Annotated in this window: 16 protein-coding genes; 9 read left to right on the forward strand and 7 right to left on the reverse strand. The window is 68.6% G+C overall.

The genetic code is table 11. The features are described from left to right. Positions 1 to 169: 169 nt before the first annotated feature. Both QTI45_RS17925 and QTI45_RS17930 read right to left on the reverse strand, forming a co-directional pair. On the reverse strand, positions 170 to 577 hold the full coding sequence (locus tag QTI45_RS17925; protein ID WP_286655396.1) for a hypothetical protein: 408 nt from the start codon (positions 575 to 577) through the stop codon (positions 170 to 172). Positions 578 to 811: 234 nt separating this feature from the next. Beyond that, the gene (locus QTI45_RS17930; RefSeq protein ID WP_286655397.1) at positions 812 to 2383 is read right to left on the reverse strand and encodes a phospholipase D family protein; all 1572 of its coding nucleotides are present in this window, start codon (positions 2381 to 2383) and stop codon (positions 812 to 814) included. 435 nt (positions 2384 to 2818) lie between these two features. Between QTI45_RS17930 and QTI45_RS17935 the strand changes: the two genes are divergently transcribed. Next, positions 2819 to 2947 carry a hypothetical protein gene (locus tag QTI45_RS17935; RefSeq protein WP_286370535.1) on the forward strand — a complete coding sequence of 43 codons (129 nt, stop codon included), beginning with the start codon at positions 2819 to 2821 and terminating at the stop codon, positions 2945 to 2947. An 87-nt stretch (positions 2948 to 3034) separates the two neighbouring features. On the opposite strand, the gene QTI45_RS17940 is transcribed toward QTI45_RS17935, so the two are convergent. Together QTI45_RS17940 and QTI45_RS17945 are read right to left on the reverse strand one after the other, a co-directional pair. Next, positions 3035 to 3985: a hypothetical protein gene (locus tag QTI45_RS17940; RefSeq protein ID WP_286655398.1), complete on the reverse strand. Its 951-nt coding sequence runs from the start codon at positions 3983 to 3985 to the stop codon at positions 3035 to 3037. 75 nt (positions 3986 to 4060) lie between these two features. Next, the gene (locus QTI45_RS17945; RefSeq protein WP_286655399.1) at positions 4061 to 4564 is read right to left on the reverse strand and encodes a ferritin-like domain-containing protein; all 504 of its coding nucleotides are present in this window, start codon (positions 4562 to 4564) and stop codon (positions 4061 to 4063) included. A 194-nt stretch (positions 4565 to 4758) separates the two neighbouring features. Between QTI45_RS17945 and QTI45_RS17950 the strand changes: the two genes are divergently transcribed. Continuing rightward, positions 4759 to 5178, forward strand: coding sequence for a DUF4189 domain-containing protein (locus tag QTI45_RS17950; protein ID WP_286655400.1), 420 nt, complete (start codon positions 4759 to 4761; stop codon positions 5176 to 5178). 177 nt (positions 5179 to 5355) lie between these two features. Continuing rightward, the gene (locus QTI45_RS17955; protein ID WP_286370539.1) at positions 5356 to 5775 is read left to right on the forward strand and encodes a hypothetical protein; all 420 of its coding nucleotides are present in this window, start codon (positions 5356 to 5358) and stop codon (positions 5773 to 5775) included. 12 nt (positions 5776 to 5787) lie between these two features. Here QTI45_RS17955 and QTI45_RS17960 read toward each other — a convergent pair whose 3' ends face one another. After that, positions 5788 to 6705 (reverse strand): LysR family transcriptional regulator, encoded by a 918-nt coding sequence (locus tag QTI45_RS17960; RefSeq protein ID WP_286655401.1) that lies wholly within the window; start codon positions 6703 to 6705, stop codon positions 5788 to 5790. Positions 6706 to 6776: 71 nt separating this feature from the next. Between QTI45_RS17960 and QTI45_RS17965 the strand changes: the two genes are divergently transcribed. The 6 genes from QTI45_RS17965 to QTI45_RS17990 all read left to right on the forward strand — a co-directional run bounded on the left by QTI45_RS17965 (position 6777) and on the right by QTI45_RS17990 (position 12899). Next, positions 6777 to 8177, forward strand: a complete 1401-nt coding sequence (locus QTI45_RS17965) for an aminotransferase family protein (protein ID WP_286655402.1) — start codon at positions 6777 to 6779, stop codon at positions 8175 to 8177. 34 nt (positions 8178 to 8211) lie between these two features. Then, complete coding sequence (locus QTI45_RS17970) at positions 8212 to 9189, forward strand: tripartite tricarboxylate transporter substrate-binding protein (RefSeq protein WP_286655403.1); 978 nt, start codon at positions 8212 to 8214, stop codon at positions 9187 to 9189. Positions 9190 to 9206: 17 nt separating this feature from the next. After that, the gene (locus tag QTI45_RS17975; RefSeq protein WP_286655404.1) at positions 9207 to 11504 is read left to right on the forward strand and encodes a LamG domain-containing protein; all 2298 of its coding nucleotides are present in this window, start codon (positions 9207 to 9209) and stop codon (positions 11502 to 11504) included. A 32-nt stretch (positions 11505 to 11536) separates the two neighbouring features. Beyond that, positions 11537 to 12142 (forward strand): GNAT family N-acetyltransferase, encoded by a 606-nt coding sequence (locus tag QTI45_RS17980; RefSeq protein WP_286655405.1) that lies wholly within the window; start codon positions 11537 to 11539, stop codon positions 12140 to 12142. Beyond that, entirely contained in the window at positions 12142 to 12519 is a 378-nt protein-coding gene (locus QTI45_RS17985) for a DUF1801 domain-containing protein (protein ID WP_286655406.1), read from the forward strand. Before QTI45_RS17980 ends, QTI45_RS17985 begins: the two co-directional genes overlap by 1 nt. A gap of 62 nt (positions 12520 to 12581) precedes the next feature. Next, positions 12582 to 12899, forward strand: a complete 318-nt coding sequence (locus tag QTI45_RS17990) for a hypothetical protein (protein WP_286655407.1) — start codon at positions 12582 to 12584, stop codon at positions 12897 to 12899. A 12-nt stretch (positions 12900 to 12911) separates the two neighbouring features. On the opposite strand, the gene QTI45_RS17995 is transcribed toward QTI45_RS17990, so the two are convergent. Both QTI45_RS17995 and QTI45_RS18000 read right to left on the reverse strand, forming a co-directional pair. Further along, entirely contained in the window at positions 12912 to 13757 is an 846-nt protein-coding gene (locus QTI45_RS17995; protein ID WP_286655408.1) for a hypothetical protein, read from the reverse strand. Positions 13758 to 13838: 81 nt separating this feature from the next. Further along, the gene (locus tag QTI45_RS18000) at positions 13839 to 16472 is read right to left on the reverse strand and encodes a diguanylate cyclase domain-containing protein (protein WP_286655409.1); all 2634 of its coding nucleotides are present in this window, start codon (positions 16470 to 16472) and stop codon (positions 13839 to 13841) included. Between the last annotated feature and the right edge of the window lie 2 nt (positions 16473 to 16474).

Consider the following 16474-nt stretch of genomic DNA (forward strand, 5'->3'; position numbering starts at 1 on the left):
GAATGGACGCGGTGGACAGGGGTCCGGCCCGGCCTCGATAGAGAAGGAGTCGGGCTGGTACAACCCGATCTATCTCAAGGCGCACGATTGCGGTGGGCACGCCACCGCTTTGGACGATCCGAAGGCTGTCATCGAAGACATTCGAGCCACGTTCCGCCCCTTGCGCTGATCAATTGCCGCCGTAGTTGTCGCTGTACGAGGGCAGTTGTCCCGCCCTGTTGGCCTTCGCCAATTCGGAGCGACTCGCCTTTCGCCCGGCAGAGCGCTCTGCGCGGGACAGCTTGGTGGTCGGCGTCGGAATCGGGTCTCCCTCGCCGGGGGTGAAGGTACGCGCGGCTTCGACTGCCTGCGGTTTCCGCGCCTGGCGGGCCGCCGCGCGTTCGGCCTTCGATACTCTCGCCTTCGGCTCTGGGATCGGGTCGCCCTCGCCGGGCATGAAAGTGCGCGCAGCTTCCACACCCTCGACTCTGCGCTCCGCGCGGGTGACCGCGTTGTCGATGGGCTGCGTCTGAGCGTGGGCGGTGAAGGCGATGATCTGTGCACCTGCGAGGGCACACGTGGAGAGAAGCAATCTCATTTCAAATTCCTCAGTATGTGAAAGTCGGGGATCGGATCGATACCCGGGATGGGGACCTACTCGTGCGCGATTCCGCACACAAGCAATGAAATCAGGAACATCCGGCTTCAGCTATTGAACCTTGGTTTGGGAGATACGTTCGTATGAGCTGGTGAAACGAGTTCGGCGCCCCCCGCTCGCGTCAGGTTCCGCGCAGATGGGCAGGCTCGAGGACCGATCGTCGATCGGCTATCGCTACAACAGCGATTCGGGCATGAACGGCGACATCAGCAAGTAGTAGAGCTTCTGCATCAGGCTTGCTTCCGGCTCGGATGAGTAGATCTCTTCCTTCTGGCCTTCGCGGGTCGACCATCTCAGCGAAACGCCGTCGTCCGCAAACAGCACCCTGTAAGAGTTCTGAATCCTGCTTACATTGAAGATGCGAAGCAGCTCACGCGCAAGCTCCGGGCTTTCGACCACCACGCCCATCTCGGTGTTCTGGGTTGCAGATCGGGGATCGAGGTTCATGGAGCCCAAGTAGACCCGTGTGCGATCAATGGCCAGTGTTTTTGCGTGCAACCGGCCGAGCGACTTGCCGAAGTCGTCGAAACGCATGCCGGCAGTGGTCCGTTTGGGACTCAACTCATACAGATCCGCACCGCTTCTGAGCAATCTCTCGCGGTATCGCGCATAGCCCGTGTGCACCAAGGGCTCGTCATTGGCGGCCAGCGAGTTTGTCAGCAGCGTGACCTTGACGTTTCGATCCGTCATGGCCTGGATGGCCATGACCCCACGATCTCCAGGCACGAGATAGGGAGAGGAGAGGTCGACCTGGTGCTTCGCATCGCGCATCATTTCCCAGACCGTCATGGTCACACTGGTGGCGATAGCCTCTTGCGCGGTCATGGTGGCGGGCTTGGTCGGCGGATCCGCGATGGCGACCGCATGACCCCAGAGGAGGCCCAGCCGACCGTCTTCCAATTCTTCCGTGATCGGCCCGTAGCCCAGGATGTCCGACGCTGGGAGCATGAGCTTCGGCAGTGGCTTTGTCATCGCAATCCTGTCATCGAAATCTACATCGACCGGCCGATGGCCGCCTTCGGCGCCGACGATCTCCGAGATAGGCCACACCTGGACACTATTCCAGTACGCGTAGAAGATCGTCTCGAGTTGGGGCACCACCTTGCCAACAATCAACGCATCCATATCGATGAAATTCTGTGCTTCGCTCAAGACGAAGTACTCGTTAGCAATGTTGCGACCACCGACGATCGCCATGACACCGTCTGCGATGAACAGCTTGTTGTGCATGCGGTGGTTCAACCGGGCCACGTCGAGCGGCGACGCAGCGAAGCGCGTCAGGAAACCGTCGCGCCCGCAGCAGAAGGGATTGAATACACGTACCGAGACGTTGGGCGTCCTCGACAGCGCCAGCAACAGGTGCTGGCTGTTCGCAGTGTAGAGATCGTCCACCAGAATCCGGACCTGCACGCCCCGCAAGGCGGCTTCCCGCACCGTTCGCAGCAGGAGGCGACCCACCTCGTCGTTCTCCAACTGGTAGTACTGAAGAACGAGTGAGCGTTGTGCCCGCTGCGCCAGCTGGATGCGTGCGTCCAGGGAATACACCCCCAGAGGCATCAGGCGGAAGCCTGAGTGCGCGCCGGGCGGCGTGGAGGCGTGCGCGATCCGGGCCAGCAAGGTCGTGCCGTCTGCCGCTTCGGCTTGTTCCGCTGCTCTTGCGCGCTGTTCCGGCAGTGAACCGCAAGCGCCAAGCGTCGCCAGGCAAGTGCATGCGAGCAGGAAGCGGAAGAGAAAGGAAGGATTCATGATTTTGCTTGCCGGGTTGCTTTCATCCGCGCGGCCCGGACGAGGTCCGTGTCGGTGCGCCGTTCGATTGGACGTGGCCCATGTATTCGGCATGTGTCTCGCGCAGGCCGTGTTGCATGGCGATGTGTACGCAATCCGGCTCGATACACTGCCACACGAAAATCCGGCAGGTCACGGCGGCACAGACCTCGTCGTGAAACGCAGTGTGTGCGCTTGCCAGACCGACACAGAGGCATACGCGATGTCGGGCGAAGGCGAAGGGGGCGTCGAATAATCCGCTCGATCCCTCTCCAAGCCCCACCTTCCATCAAGGAATCGCCATGAAGATCTCCCGCGCCAGCGCCGCCTCGTTCTCCGTCCTCGACACGACCGAGAAGAAGATCCAGGCGTTGCTGGCCGAGCCAGCGCCGGCGTCGCCATCGACCGGAGGCTGAGTTGAAGAAGCTCTGGTTCGTGCTTCTCTTTCTTGCGGGCGGCGTCGCGCACGAAGTGCGCAACCCGGTCGGTTGCCAATGCATCAACGTCCGCGAATCCGAGGGCGGGCGAAAACGCGGTCGCCCATGAAAAGGCGGGACGCTCAGTCGTCCCGCGCCCCGACCGACGAAGCGAAGACGTAGCCCTCGCTGCGGTCGCGGCCCTCACCCGGCAGCATCAGGCGGAGCCGTAGAGCGCCCGCGCCTCGCTCTCATAGTCCGGATACGACGCCTTCATGACCGCGCCATTGAGGATCATCTCCGCCACCAGGGCACGCGAGCCTGCGTCGTACACGCGGGTGCGAATCCACACCGATTCGGTGCGGGCGCTTTCGCTGAGGGCGATGATCTCGCGCTCCAGCTCGTAGTCCTGATCGACGAACAACGGCCCCTGCAGCAGGCGGATCTCCTGGCCCGCGAACAGCCCGACCGCAGGCTTGCGCCCGCTCAGTCCCGACTGCGCGGAGGTGGAGCCGAGCAGCACGCTGATCATCTCGGTCGGGATGATCGGCCGGCCCCACGGCGATTCATGTCCCGACTCCCGCGTGTACCACGGGCTGGGTTCGGTGATGACCGCGAGCTTGTCGGCCAGGGTGAACGGGTAGTGGTCGCCCATGTGGGTGTCGAAGCCCATGCGGATCTTCTCGACCACCGCGCCGCGCTGGCCTACCCGCAGGTCCCGGTTGATCACCAGGCCGGTCGGCGGGCGCAGCTTGGCGATGCGCTGCTGCAGTTCGTGCGGCAGGCCCATCGCATCGCCGATCGAGGCGCTGCCCGTTAGCACCGGCGTGCCGTCGCGCTTCTCGGCCCGCAGGCGCACGAAGCGCGCCTCGCCCGCAACGGGCTCGACGAAGGCCCGGACCTCCTCGCCTTCGACCACCATGTTCTGGTAATGGGCGCTGATGCAGCCGGTCTCGAACCAGGCCTTGCCGAAGACCTGATGGAGCAGGGGATCGAACTGGCTGAAATGCGTCGGCCCTTCGATCGGGCCGGCGCGCAGTCCCAGGCCCTCGGCCATGGCGTCGTCATGGATCGACTTGTGTCCGTCGTAGCGCTGGTCGGCCAGCATCTGCCTCGGCTGGCGCAAACGCCCGCACAGGGCGGGCGCTTCGGAAAAAGGTTCGGTCATCGGGTGCCCCTGGCTGAAGGACGGCGATTCTAGGGCGCCGTCCCCGCAGCCAAAGTCACGCGCGGGACCGGGGTGTCAGCCCTTCGCGCGTGCGGCGTTGCGCAGGTCGCGGATCTGGTCGTGGTTGCGCTGTGCGCCCGCGGCCTGCCGCTCGACCACGCTGCGCACCTCGGCCGGCAGGTTCTGCTTCAGGGCCTTGCGGTAGCGCGCGATCGCGGTGTCTTCGCCGCGTTCGCAGGACTCGAGGATCGACAGTTCGCTGTTAGCGCCGAGCGAGCCCTTCACGTGGACCCAGCCCCGATGCAGCGCGCCGGCCGCCGTTCCGCCTTCCGCCGGTTCGCCGCCGTAGGCCCCGATCAGCTGGAGCAGTTCCGCCTCGGCTTGCCGGCAGCCTTCGGCCCGGCTGGCGAACAATTGCTTGGCGGCCGGCGATTCGACTTCTTCGGCGCAGGCGAGAAAGCCGTAGCCGCCGTCGCGTGTGTTCTCCAGCAGGTCGTTCAGGACGTCGACGACCTCGTCGTTGGCCAGCGGTTCGCCGCGGGTGTCGCGGGGGTCGAGCATGTCTTTGTCGAGTGCCATGGGGAAATCCTTTCAAGCGCCTTCCTTGCACGGAAGGCCGGGTTGGGAACTCGGGGGCAGGAACCCCCGAGGCATGGCCCACCATCGCGGCAATCGGGGGCGCAAGCCGTCAGCCGCGGGGCCCGCTGCGTGTAGGGCTTGACGGGCAGGGCCGCAGCGGGGCGCTGCCGGTCGCGTTGGGCGATGATCGGCAGATGCAATTCCGATCACATGCCGCGCGCGTGGCCGCGCTGCTCATGCTGCTGCTGCTGGGCTTCCAGGCGGCGGGCATCGCCGCCCCCTCGACGCCGAACGATCCCGACCAGGGCGCCAGCTGGGGCGCGATCGCATCGCGGCGCGGCTGGTACGGCTATGCGTTCAACCACAAGTCCGTCGACGCGGCCGAGCGTGCGGCCCGCGCGCAATGCGACCGGGCCGCGGGCCGCTCCGGGCCCTGCGAAGTGCGCATCCATTTCGATCGCTCCTGCGCCGCGCTGGCGACCGGCAACTTCGGCGAGTGGGGCGCGGCCAGCGCCGCCACGACCCAGGCGGCGGGCCAGGCGGCGATCGCCCAGTGCGAGAGCCACCTGCCGACCGAGCCCTGCAAGATCGTCGTCAGCGCCTGCTCGCGCTGAGCCGGCGCGCCGCCTCGCCCCGCCTGTGGCGAGTTGCACGAAAGCTGGGGAATTCCCGGGGCGCCGGAGCCGCGGCGGCGATGACGAAAGGGCGCAAGTCGGAGTACAAATGCACTGCGGGAAGCGCGCATCTGCAGGCGGTGCTTCCGGGCGCAGTGCAGTGAAAGGAGGGCAGTCATGGCCAGACATCTCGCAGTCGGGGATACATCCGGACCGATACCCATCGCCAGTGCCAGCTACTACAACCCGACTGGCGTGCTGCTGGCGCCCGGCGAGACCTACGAGATCGCCGCGGACGACAGCCGATGGGTCGACTGGTACCTGGCGTCCAGCGCCGACGGCCGGATCGAGCCCAGCCTCATTCAATCGCTGGCGCATTGGGCGCTGCGCTGCAAGCAGGGCCGATGGTTCCAGCTGATCGGCGCGGTCGGGTGCTCGGACGAGAACCTGTTTCCGATCGGCATGCATGCCGCCTGGACCTACACCGGCCAGAGTGCCGACGCCGAGCCCGAGCTGCAACTGTTCGCGAACGACGCCTGGTTCGCCTACCTCAACAACCACGGCGCGGTGAAGGTGACGATCACCCGCGTCGGATAGGTGCGGGCGTGCTCAGCTCGCCGGCCGGAAGCCGGGCAGCGAGTGCATCCGGCGCTTGAGGGCCTCGATGAAGGCCGTCACCCTGGCCGGGCGGTAGATGCCGGGCGGCAGCGCGACATGGATGCCGATCGGTTCCAGCCACCAGTTCGGCAGCACGCGCCGCACCCGGCCCGCTTTCAGGTCGTCCTGGCACATCCAGGGTGCAGCGGCGCCGATGCCGGCCCCGTTGAGGATGGCCCGGTAGCTCGACAGCAGGCTGTCGGTCTTGATCGGCGTGTCGAGGGCGACCATGCGCGGGCGCCCTGAGCGGTCGAGCAGCCGCACGCTCCCTTGCACGTAGGGCACCAGGCCGACGCAGGGCAGCGAGGGCAGTCTGGAGATCGTGACCGGCCCGAGCTGTTCGAGCAGTCCGGGGGTGGCGAGCAGGATGCGCTCCATGGCACCGAGCTTGCGGCTCACGAGGTCGGGGTCGCGCACTTCGCCGACGCAGATCCAGCATTCGGCGCCCGAGGCCACGAGGTCGATGACCCGGTCGGTCAGGGTCAGTTCGACCCGCAGCGCGGGGTGGGCTGCGCGCAGGTCGGTCACGGCGTCGGTGAGGAACCCGGTGCCGTAGCCCGACGGCCCGATCACGCGCAGGGTGCCTTCGGGCCGGCTCTGGCCGCCCGACAAGCGATGCGACAGGCTCGACCAGCGGTCGCCGAGGTCACGGGCCTCGGCCAGCAGCGAGCGGCCTTCGTCGGTGAGCGAGAAGCTGGCCGTCGTTCGCAGCGCCAGCTTGCAGCCCAGCATGCGTTCGAGTTCGAGCAGCCGGCGGCTGACCGTCGGCTGCGAGGTACCGAGCAGGCGCGCCGCCTTGCTCAGCGATCCGCTCTCGCCGATCTTCTGAAAGGTGTCGAGCAGGTCGAGCCGGTCGTGGGTGTGCTTCATGCGTGTCACGTATAACACTTCATCGATCCATGCGTCTACTCGAAGTTCGACTTGCTCCGTATCGTCGCTCCATGAGCACACCGAACCCCACCGAACGCCGCATCGGCGATACGCCCAAGGGCGGCTCCGTCCTGGGCTTCTACGCGCCGCGAGGCACGCCGCGCCCGCCGCGCATCGCACGCGGCGAGGGCGTCTTCCTGTGGGATTCGGAAGGCCGGCGCTATCTCGACGCCACGGCCGGCGCGGTGGTCGCCAACATCGGCCACGGCAATCCGCACGTGCTGGCGGCGATGGCCGAACAGGCCGGCCGCGTGACCTTCGCCTACCCGCGCTTCTTCGAGAGCGAGCACAGCATCGCGCTGGCCGACCGGGTCTGCGCAATGGCGGGCGAGGGTTTCGATCGCGCCTTCTTCGTCTCCGGCGGATCCGAGGCCAACGAGTCGGCGCTGAAGCTGGCGCGCCAGTACGCGGTGGTCAGCGGGCAGCCGCAGCGGGCCAAGGTGATCTCGCGCGAGCCGAGCTACCACGGCGCCACGCTGGGCGCGCTGGCGGTCACCGGCGACGCCCACACGCTCGGCATCTACGGGCCGATGGTGCGTGAGATGCCGAAGGTGCCGGCACCCCAGAGCTACCGCCTGCCCGAGGGGCACACGGCCGAAAGCCACGCGCTGGCCTGCGCCGATGCGCTGGAAGACTGCATCGTGCGCGAAGGTCCGGACAGCGTGCTGGCCTTCATCCTCGAGCCGGTGGGCGGCCTGTCGAGCGGCGCGGTGGTCTCGCCCGCGGCCTACTACCGGCGGGTGCGGGAGATCTGCGACCGCCACGGCGTGCTGCTGATCTACGACGAAATCATGAGCGGCGCCGGACGCACCGGGGCCTTCCTGGCGGCGCATCACTTCGCCGACGCGCGGCCGGACATCGTCACGCTGGCCAAGGGCCTGGCGGCCGGCTACACGCCGCTGGGCGCGATGCTGGTGCCCAACCGCATCGTCGACGCGATCGCCGATGCCGGCGGCTTCGTGCACGGCCACACCTACTTCACCAATCCGCTGTCCTGCGCGGTGGCCAATGCCGTGCTGGACGAAGTGGTGCGGCAGGACCTGGCGGCCCAGTCGCGCCTCCGCGGCGAGCAGCTCATGGCGCGGCTGCAGGCGATCGCCGGGCGTTCGCCGATCGTCGGCGATGTGCGCGGCAAGGGCTTGCTGACCGCGATCGAGATCGTCGCCGACAAGGAAACCAAGCGGCAGCTGCCGGCGGCCTTCAACGCGCCCGCGCGGCTGACGCAGCATGGCCTGCAGCGCGGCATCGCGCTCTACAACCGGCGTGCCAACCTCGGCGCCTACGGCGACATGCAGCTGATCACGCCGCCGCTCACGATCACCGAGGCCGAGGTCGACCTGCTGGCCGAATTGCTCGAAGCCTCCCTGCGCGATCTTGCGCAGGAGATCGCACGCATCAAGCCGACCACCTGAAACCCTTACCCCACTTCCTGCGCAAAGGCCACCGATGAAACTCCCCGCACTTCTCAAGATCGCGCTCGCCGGCGCCTCGCTCTGTGTCGCCGCGGCCGCGCCGGCCCAGGTCCCGACCCAGAAGGGGCCGCTGAAGCTGATCGTGGGCTACCCCGCCGGCGGCTCGGCCGACGTCCAGGCGCGCACGCTGGCGGACAAGCTCGCCGCCGAGCTCGGCGTGGCGGTGGTGGTGGACAACCGCACGGGCGCCGGCGGCCAGATCGCGGCCGACTACGTGCGCGCGGCGGCACCGGACGGCCTCACGGTGCTGCTGGCCAACATGCACATGATGGTCATGCTGCCGCTGACTTCGAAGTCGGTGCGCTACGACCCACTGAAGGACTTCAAGGCGGTGGGCCGCATCGCCAGCTTCTACGAAGGCATCGCGGTTCCGGCCGAGCTGCCCGCAAGCAGCGTGCAGCAGTGGCTGGACCTGGCGCGCAAGGACAGCGCCAAGGCCAGCTACGGCGTACCGGCACCGGGCAGCGTGGCGCAGTTCATGGGCTACCGGCTCGGTGCCGAGGCCAAGGTGCCGCTGGTCGCGGCCCCGTACCGCGGCGCCGCGCCGCTGGTGCAGGACCTGCTGGGCAACCAGATCGCCGCGGGCATCACGCCGATCGCCGACCTGGTGGCCTACCAGCAGAGCGGCAAGCTCAAGGTGCTGGCGGTCAACGGCGCCAAGCGGGCCCAGTTGCTGCCCGACGTGCCGACGCTCAAGGAACTGGGCCAGCCGCATTTCGACAACCTCGAGTGGACCGGCTTGTTCGTTCCGGCTGCCACGCCCGCGGCCACGGTCGAGCAGCTGCACGCGGCGCTCAACAAGGTGCTGGCGAACAAGGAGGTGCAGGAGCGCCTGCAGAAGCTCAGCAGCGAGGCGAGCCCGAGCAGCTCCGAGGAACTCGCCAGGCTGATCGCCGACGACCTGCAGCGCTGGGGTCCGGTGATCAAGGCCTCGGGCTTCACGTCCGAATAGGCTCTTCGCTGCATCCCATGTCGACGCAGACCACGCCGATCCCCCCCCATCGGCCCCTCCATCTGCCCGGGGTGCACGGCTATGCGGACCGCAAGAGCCTGCACGCCGGCGAGACGCTGACCCTTCATGTGAGCAGCGACCGTCCGTACCGGATGAGCGTCTGCCGCCTCGGGCATGACGTGGAGCGGCGCAGCGACGACACGCTGCTGCACCGCTTCGAACCGGCCCCGGCCAGGGTGCAGCCGATCCATCCAGGCTCCTATGTGCACATCCCGAAAGGGCTGGCCGCCGCCGCGCCTCTGGCCGGCCTGAGCATCGAATGCTGGGTCAAGCCCTGGAGCGTGGAGATGCGGCAGACGCTGGTCAGCCAGTTCGATCACCCCTCCCGCTGCGGCTTCGGGCTCTTCATCGAAGCCGGCGGGGCGCTCGGCCTGTACCTCGGCGACGGCGGCGTCTTCCGGGCCGATGCGCAGCAGGCGCACGGCCGTCTCGCGGCGCGGCGCTGGCAGCACGTTGCGGCTACCTGGGACGGCCGGACGGCGCGGCTCTGGATCGACGCCGTCGAGGTCGGCTGCTGGCCGGAGACCGGGCCGGTGTGCGCCGGCGACGCGCCGCTGCGGCTCGGCGCCAGCGGGGTCGAGGGGGTGGCCAGCGTGTTCCTGGAAGCGGACCTGGCCATGCCCGCGATCCACGATCGCGCGCTGTCGGCGCCGGAGCTGCGCGAGCGGATGGCCCGGCGCGGACTGCAGGCGGCGAGCGGGCGCTCGGTGCTGGCCTGCTGGCCGCTGCGCGAGGAGCGCGGCGATCGGGTCGCCGATTGCAGCGGCCACCAGCGCACCGGGCGCATCGTCAACCATGCGACCTGGATGATCGTCGGGCCGGCCTTCGAGCCCTCGAAGGTGCCCGAGCACGAGGGCGGCAGCTACGACCCCCTGAGCGATCCCACGCGCGGCCATGGCCTGCGCTTCGCGGGCGACGACCTCTACGACTGCCGCTGGGAAAGCACGCAGAGCTGGCGCGTGCCGGACGATGCCCGGCCCGGCGTCCATGTCGCCCGGCTGCGCTTCGAGCTCGATGGCCGCGAGGCCGACTACGACATCAGCTTCATCGTGAAGCGGGCAGCGCATGCGGCCCCGGCACCGGTCCTGGTGCTGTGCGCGGTGAACAGCTGGATCGCCTATGCCGCGACGCCGTTCGCGAAGAACGTGGTCGACGACCCGGTCTGGCCGCGGCGCTCGACCGGCCTCGAGAACTGCCACCCCGAGGCGCCTGCCTACAACAGCTACACCTTCCACCGCGCCGGCCAGCCCTGCTACCAGGTCGGCCTGCGCATGCCCTGGCCGAACGCCAGTCCGAACGCGCTCTACGATCCGGCGGACAGCGGCTTCAGCCAGTGGACGCGCCTGGAGCGGCACCTGCACGTGTGGCTCGAGCAGCAGGGCTACGACTGGGACATCGCCAGCGACATCGACCTGCACCGCGACCCGGGCATGCTGTCGCGCTACAAGACGGTGGTCGTCAACGGCCACAGCGAGTATTGGTCGCTGCCGGCGGTCGACGGGCTCGACGACTACCTGCGCCGGGGCGGCAGCGCGATCGTGCTGTCGGGCAACACGATGTACCTGCGGGTGAGCTATGACGAGGACTTCACCGTGATGGAGCAACGCAAGGTGAATGGTCCGGACCATGACGAGAGCGTGCCCCCGGTCGGCCCGCCGGCCGGGCCTTTCGGGGAGCAGTACCACAGCCAGGACTGGGCCCGCGGCGGCCGGCTCAAGTCATCGGGGCGGCCGGCGGCGGAGCTGATCGGCCTGGAGACGGCGGGATGGGGCTTCGCCGATGCCGGCGACTTCGGCGTCTACCACGTGCATGCGCCCGATCATTTCCTCTTCCACGGGCCGCAGCCGCTGGGGCTGGCGAAGGGCGAGACCTTCGGCCATGCGCCCGGCGGGGGCTTGCCGCGGGCGATCGGCCACGAGTGGGACCTGAGCGCCGCCACGCTGGCGCGCATGACGCAGCGGGTGCCCGAGGGCGCCTCGTTGCCGGAGCCCCCTGGCGGGATGACCGTGATCGCCCAAGGCATCCGCGACCGGCCGGGCCGGATGGATGCGTACCTCGACTACTTCTCGAACCTCACCGAGTCGCTGGGAGGCCTGTCGGCCGAGATGATCTACTGGGAACGGCCGCAGGGCGGGCGCGTGTTCCATGCCGGCGCCGTCGGTGCGGCCTGGGTGGTGGGCAGCGACCCGCTGTTCGGGCGACTGCTGCACAACGTGCTGCATCACTTCGGTGTCCCGTGCCCCGGCACGCGCTGATTTACGATGGACGCTTTTTCGTTGCATCGTTCATGCCCTCCGACACGAACCGACAGCACGCGGACACCCTGGCCGGCGCCACGATCGAGCTCCACCCCCTTCGGGCGCAGCACGCGCCCGAGCTGTTGCGCGCCGCCGCCGATGGCGAACTCTGGAAGCTGAAGGTCACGGTCGTTCCGGGTCCGGAAACGGTCGATGCCTACATCGACAAGGCACTGGCCGGCCGGCGCGCCGGCAGCGTGATGCCCTTCGTGATCGTGCGCCGCGACGGCGGCCAGGTGGTCGGCAGCACCCGCTTCTGGAAGATCGACCGCAACAACCGCAAGCTGGAGATCGGCCACACCTGGTTGAGCGCCTCGGCACAGCGCACCGGCATCAACACCGAGGCCAAGTACCTGCTGCTGCGCCATGCATTCGAGGCCATGGCGTGCGTGCGCGTGCAGTTCACGACCGACGAACTGAATGAAAAGTCGCGCGCGGCGATCCTGCGCATCGGCGCCACGCAGGAGGGCATCGTGCGGCACGAGCGGATCATGCCCGATGGCCGCAAGCGCAATTCGGTGCGCTTCAGCATCATCGACAGCGAGTGGGCCGACGTGAAGGCCAGGCTGCTGGCCAGGATGGGGCGCGTGCCCTGATGCAGAAGTCCGTGCCGGCCGCGAGCCCGGACGCCTACGTCGCCGCCCTGCACGGCTGGCGGCGCGAATGCGTCGAGGGTCTGCGCTCGGCGGTGCTCGGCGCGGCGGTGCTGGAAGAGGTCGTCAAATGGCGCCACCTGGTCTATTTTTCGAACGGCCCGGTGCTGCTGATCCGGGCCGAGGAGAGTCGGGTGCTGTTCGGCTTCTGGCGTGGCCAGCGGCTGCGCGGGATCGCACCCGCGCTCAAGCCCGGCGGCAAGTACGAGATGGCGACACTTGAATTGCGCGAAGGCATGGCGATCGATGCCGCCACCGCGCGGGCCTTGACGCTCGAAGCCGTCGCCTTGAATCGGACGCTGGGAGATCCTACGCTCTGAGATCATGGCCGGCCTTCGCTTCGAAGACTCATGAAAGGGATACGCGCATGGAATCGGATCACGTGAAGACACCCGCCCAATTGGCGGAGGAAGCCCGGCAGGCCGGGCGCGATGGCCTGGACACGGTCCGGGGCCTGGCCAGCGACGCCAGGGACATCGCCGGCGACGCCGCGGCCACCGGCCGCGCCTATGCCAAGGACGCGGTCAATGCCGCTGGCAGGAAGCTGCACGATGCCAGGGGCCAGTTCGAGCAAGCCAGGCAGGCCTGCGTGACGTACATCGCCGAGGAGCCCGTGAAGGCGGCGCTGATCTCGGCCGCGGCGGGCGCCGTGCTGACCACGCTCGCGCTGTCGCTGCTGCGCGGCCGCCGCCGCGACTGAGGCCCGAGGCGGCTATCCCGCTGTGGTCGTCCGCGCGCCGGTCCGGAGCGCCGTGCCGGGGAAGCCGGGGAAGGGCGTCGGCTCGGCCTTCGGCAGCGCCGGCTCGACGCGGCACAGGCCGAATTCGCAGCGGATCGCCAGGTCGTCGCCCGTGGCGCAGGCGACCTGATGGATCTCGAAGCCCGCGCCTTTCTCGACCAGCACGGCGCGCGGGGTGGCGCTGCACTGCAGGGTGGCGGCCAGCTTCTCGGCCCCGTAGGTGTCACGGCCGGTGCGCCGGGCCCCGGGCCGGACCAGCTGGCTGGCGGTCACGTTGAAGTTGGCCCGGTAGTACTTCGCGAGATCGTTGGCGGGCAGCACGACCACGCTGGCCGCGCCTGCAGGCCCGAGGCGCCGGGCGAAGGTGCCGGCGAGCGGGCCGTCGCCGCTGTCCCTGTGGTCATAGACCCGCTCCTCGCCGGCGACCAGCGTGATCCACGCCGGATAGGCATAGGCGGCGCCCGACAGCTGGTCGATGGTGGCGCTGATCACGCCGCCCACCACCAGGCTCACCAGCCCCATGTCGGCGCGCGAGATGACCGTGGCGGAGGCCACGACCTGGCCCTTCGAGACGCAGTGGATCAGCAGGTCGTCGGTCGAGCGCCTGACCTTGATCTGCGGGGCCGCGGGCCCCGGCGCGGCGCCGCCGCTCGGCCGGCAGTCCGCGGACTCGAGGGCCTTGCCGTCGGTCGAGACCGCGTTCACCTGGATGTTCTGCTGGGTCCCGCGCACCACCAGCGCGCAGCCCGACACCGAAGCCAGGACCGCCACGCCCATCAGGGCGCGTCGAAAAATCTGGGTGATTTCCTGGGATGTCATCGGCCAGCACTCCTTCGGCATCGTCCGTCGGGCGCGGAATTATGACGACGCGCTCCAGGCGCGCATAGCTAGCGGAATTTCTTACATGGCGTCGACGGCCGAGAGCTGGAAGTTGTTTCTGCCCGCGCTCTTGGCCCGATAGAGCATCTCGTCGGCCATGCCCATGAACTGCTTGGGCGTGGTCGAGCCGCCCGCGTAGAACGCCACGCCGACGCTCGCGCTGACCTCCACGCGCTGGCCGTCGATCACGAACGGCCTGGCCATCGCCTCGACGATCTTGCCGGCCACGCGTGCGGCGGCATCCGCATCCGGAACGCGTTCGATGATGACCGTGAACTCGTCGCCGCCCAGGCGGGCGACGATATCGCCGCTGCGCACGCACTCGAACAGCCGCCTGGCCACCGAGCGCAGCAGCGCATCGCCCGTGCCGTGGCCGAATTCGTCGTTGACCTGCTTGAAGCGATCGAGGTCGAGGAAGAGCAGGGCGGCCATCCGGCCGGTGGCGCTTGCGGTCGCCATCGCCTGTTCGAGCGCCTGGTCGAAGCCGGCACGGTTGGTCAGGCCGGTCAGCGGGTCTTCGTGCGCCAGTTGCAGGAGTCGTCTTTCTTCCTCTTTCTGGCGCGTCACGTCCGTCGTCACCGCATGGAAGCCGGTGATCGTACGGCCGTCGATGCCGCGCTGCGGAATGTAGAGGGTCTCCAGGCAGGCATAGCCCTCGGGGCCGTTCACGTCGCGCTGCATGGTTACCTGCTCGCCCCGCAGCGCGCGATCGACGTAGGCGCCGATGCTGGGGAAGCGATCGCCGAAGAACTCGCTCACCGTGCGGCCCACGATCTCGTCGCGCGTCATGCCGAAGGTGCCTTCGTAGGCCCGGTTCACGAAGCGGTAGCGCTTCTCGGCATCGACGAATGCCAGCCGCATGGGGAGCGCGTCGGCCATCGTGCGCAGCCGCGCCTCGCCTTCGACGAGCGCGCGCTGGGTCGCCCTCGCTTCGGAGATGTCGCGCATGATGGCCGAGAAGCGCTCGATCTTTCCGGCCTTGTCCCGATGCGCGATCACCATGTGGCTGACCGGAAACACGTCGTCCGGGCCGGTGCCGCGGATCTCCGACTCGCCCACCCAGATGCCGTTCGCCACCGCCTGCGGAACGATCACGTCCCGCAGGCGCTGCAGCGCCGCAGGCGGATTGAAGTTCTCCATCGTGAGGCGGGTCAGGGGCTCGTTCTCGGCCACGCCGGTACGCCGCCGGGCCGCCGGATTCATGTAGGTCAGGCTGCCGTGCTTGTCCAGCTGCACCACGTAGTCGGTGGTCTTCTCGAAGATCGCGGTCAGCGTCCGAAGGGCCTCCTCGGCCAGGGTCCGCTCGGTGATGTCCGCCAGCGTGCCGACCTGGCCGATCACCTGGCCGTTCGAGACCATGGGTCGCATGTGCAGCGAGATCAGCACCTTGTGGCCATCGCGCCGGCGGATCCAGCGCCTGAGCTGGAAGGGTGCATTCCTGTTCACGAGCTCCACCCATTGGCTCCAGGCCAGGTCCCGGCTCTCGGGTCTGGTCAGCCCCAGCCAGCCCTCGGCCGCCTCCTCGCGGCCCAGGCCGTGGATCGCGAGGTAGGCGTCGTTGACATGGACCATGCGTCCCGCGGTGTCGCAGCGGAACAGGCCGATCGGCGACGCGTCGATCAACACGCCCTTCTCGCTGCGCTGGGTGCGCAGCTCCGTCATCAGGGCGTCGAACTCGCGCGCGAGATCGCCGCGCTCGTCGTTGGGCCTGACATCGAAGGCGACGGTCGCATCGGGATCCTGTCGCAGCCGCTGGATCGCCAGGTGCAAGGTGCCGAGCGGGCGCATGATCCACAGCGTTGCCGCCCATACCAGCGCGCAGGAGACGGCCGCGAGCAGCAGCATCTGCAGCACCAGCGCCTGGCTGGCCTTGACGAGCGGCGCGTAGGCCGCTTCGGCCGGCAGCACGACGCGCAGTCTCCAGCCGGTGGTGGCGATGCGCGCGCTGCTGGCGAGGTCTTCCGGCTCGCTCGCATCCCGACCGGCGCCTGCGGCCGTCGCCGGCGTGAGCACCTTGCTGCGGTCCGGGTGAAACACGTACACGGGCTTGGAGCCGCCGGTGTCGATCATGTAGTAGCCCTCGCCGCCAAGGCGCAGCGCAGCGAGGCTGCCGAGCACGTTCGGCCGGTTCAGATTCAAGCCGCCGCCGAGCACCCCGATCACGCTGCCGTTCGCGTCCTTGACCGGCACCGTCAGCAGGATCGCGGCCTCGCCGCTGGTGCGTGCGTGGAGCGGCTCGGAGATCGAAGGCTGGCCGTCCCGGGCGCGGCGGAAATAGTCGCGGTCCGCGATGCTCAGGTGGGTCGGCGCGGGCGGGTCGTTGGCCAGTATGGTGCCGTCCGTGGCGATCAGCGCGATGCCGTCGAACATCGGGCGCAGGCCGCTTTGCGTCAGGAACTGCGGGTCGATCTCGCCGCGCGTGAAGCGTATCGCGACCGCGCGGCGCGCCTCGCGCGACAGCGTCGCCACGTGCATGGCGAGCTTGTAGTCGAGGTCTTCGGCCGCCACTTGTGCGAGGCCGTTCAGCTGCTGCTCGAGCAGCGCCGTGTACTCCCTCGACAACTGCCGGTACTGCCACGCCGCCGTGACGCCGAGCAGCGCGAGCACCAGCGAGGTCGTCAGCAGCGCCGACTTGGTGGGCAGGCTCAGGCGCATGC

Source organism: Variovorax saccharolyticus, from assembly GCF_030316765.1.
Lineage (GTDB): Bacteria > Pseudomonadota > Gammaproteobacteria > Burkholderiales > Burkholderiaceae_C > Variovorax > Variovorax saccharolyticus.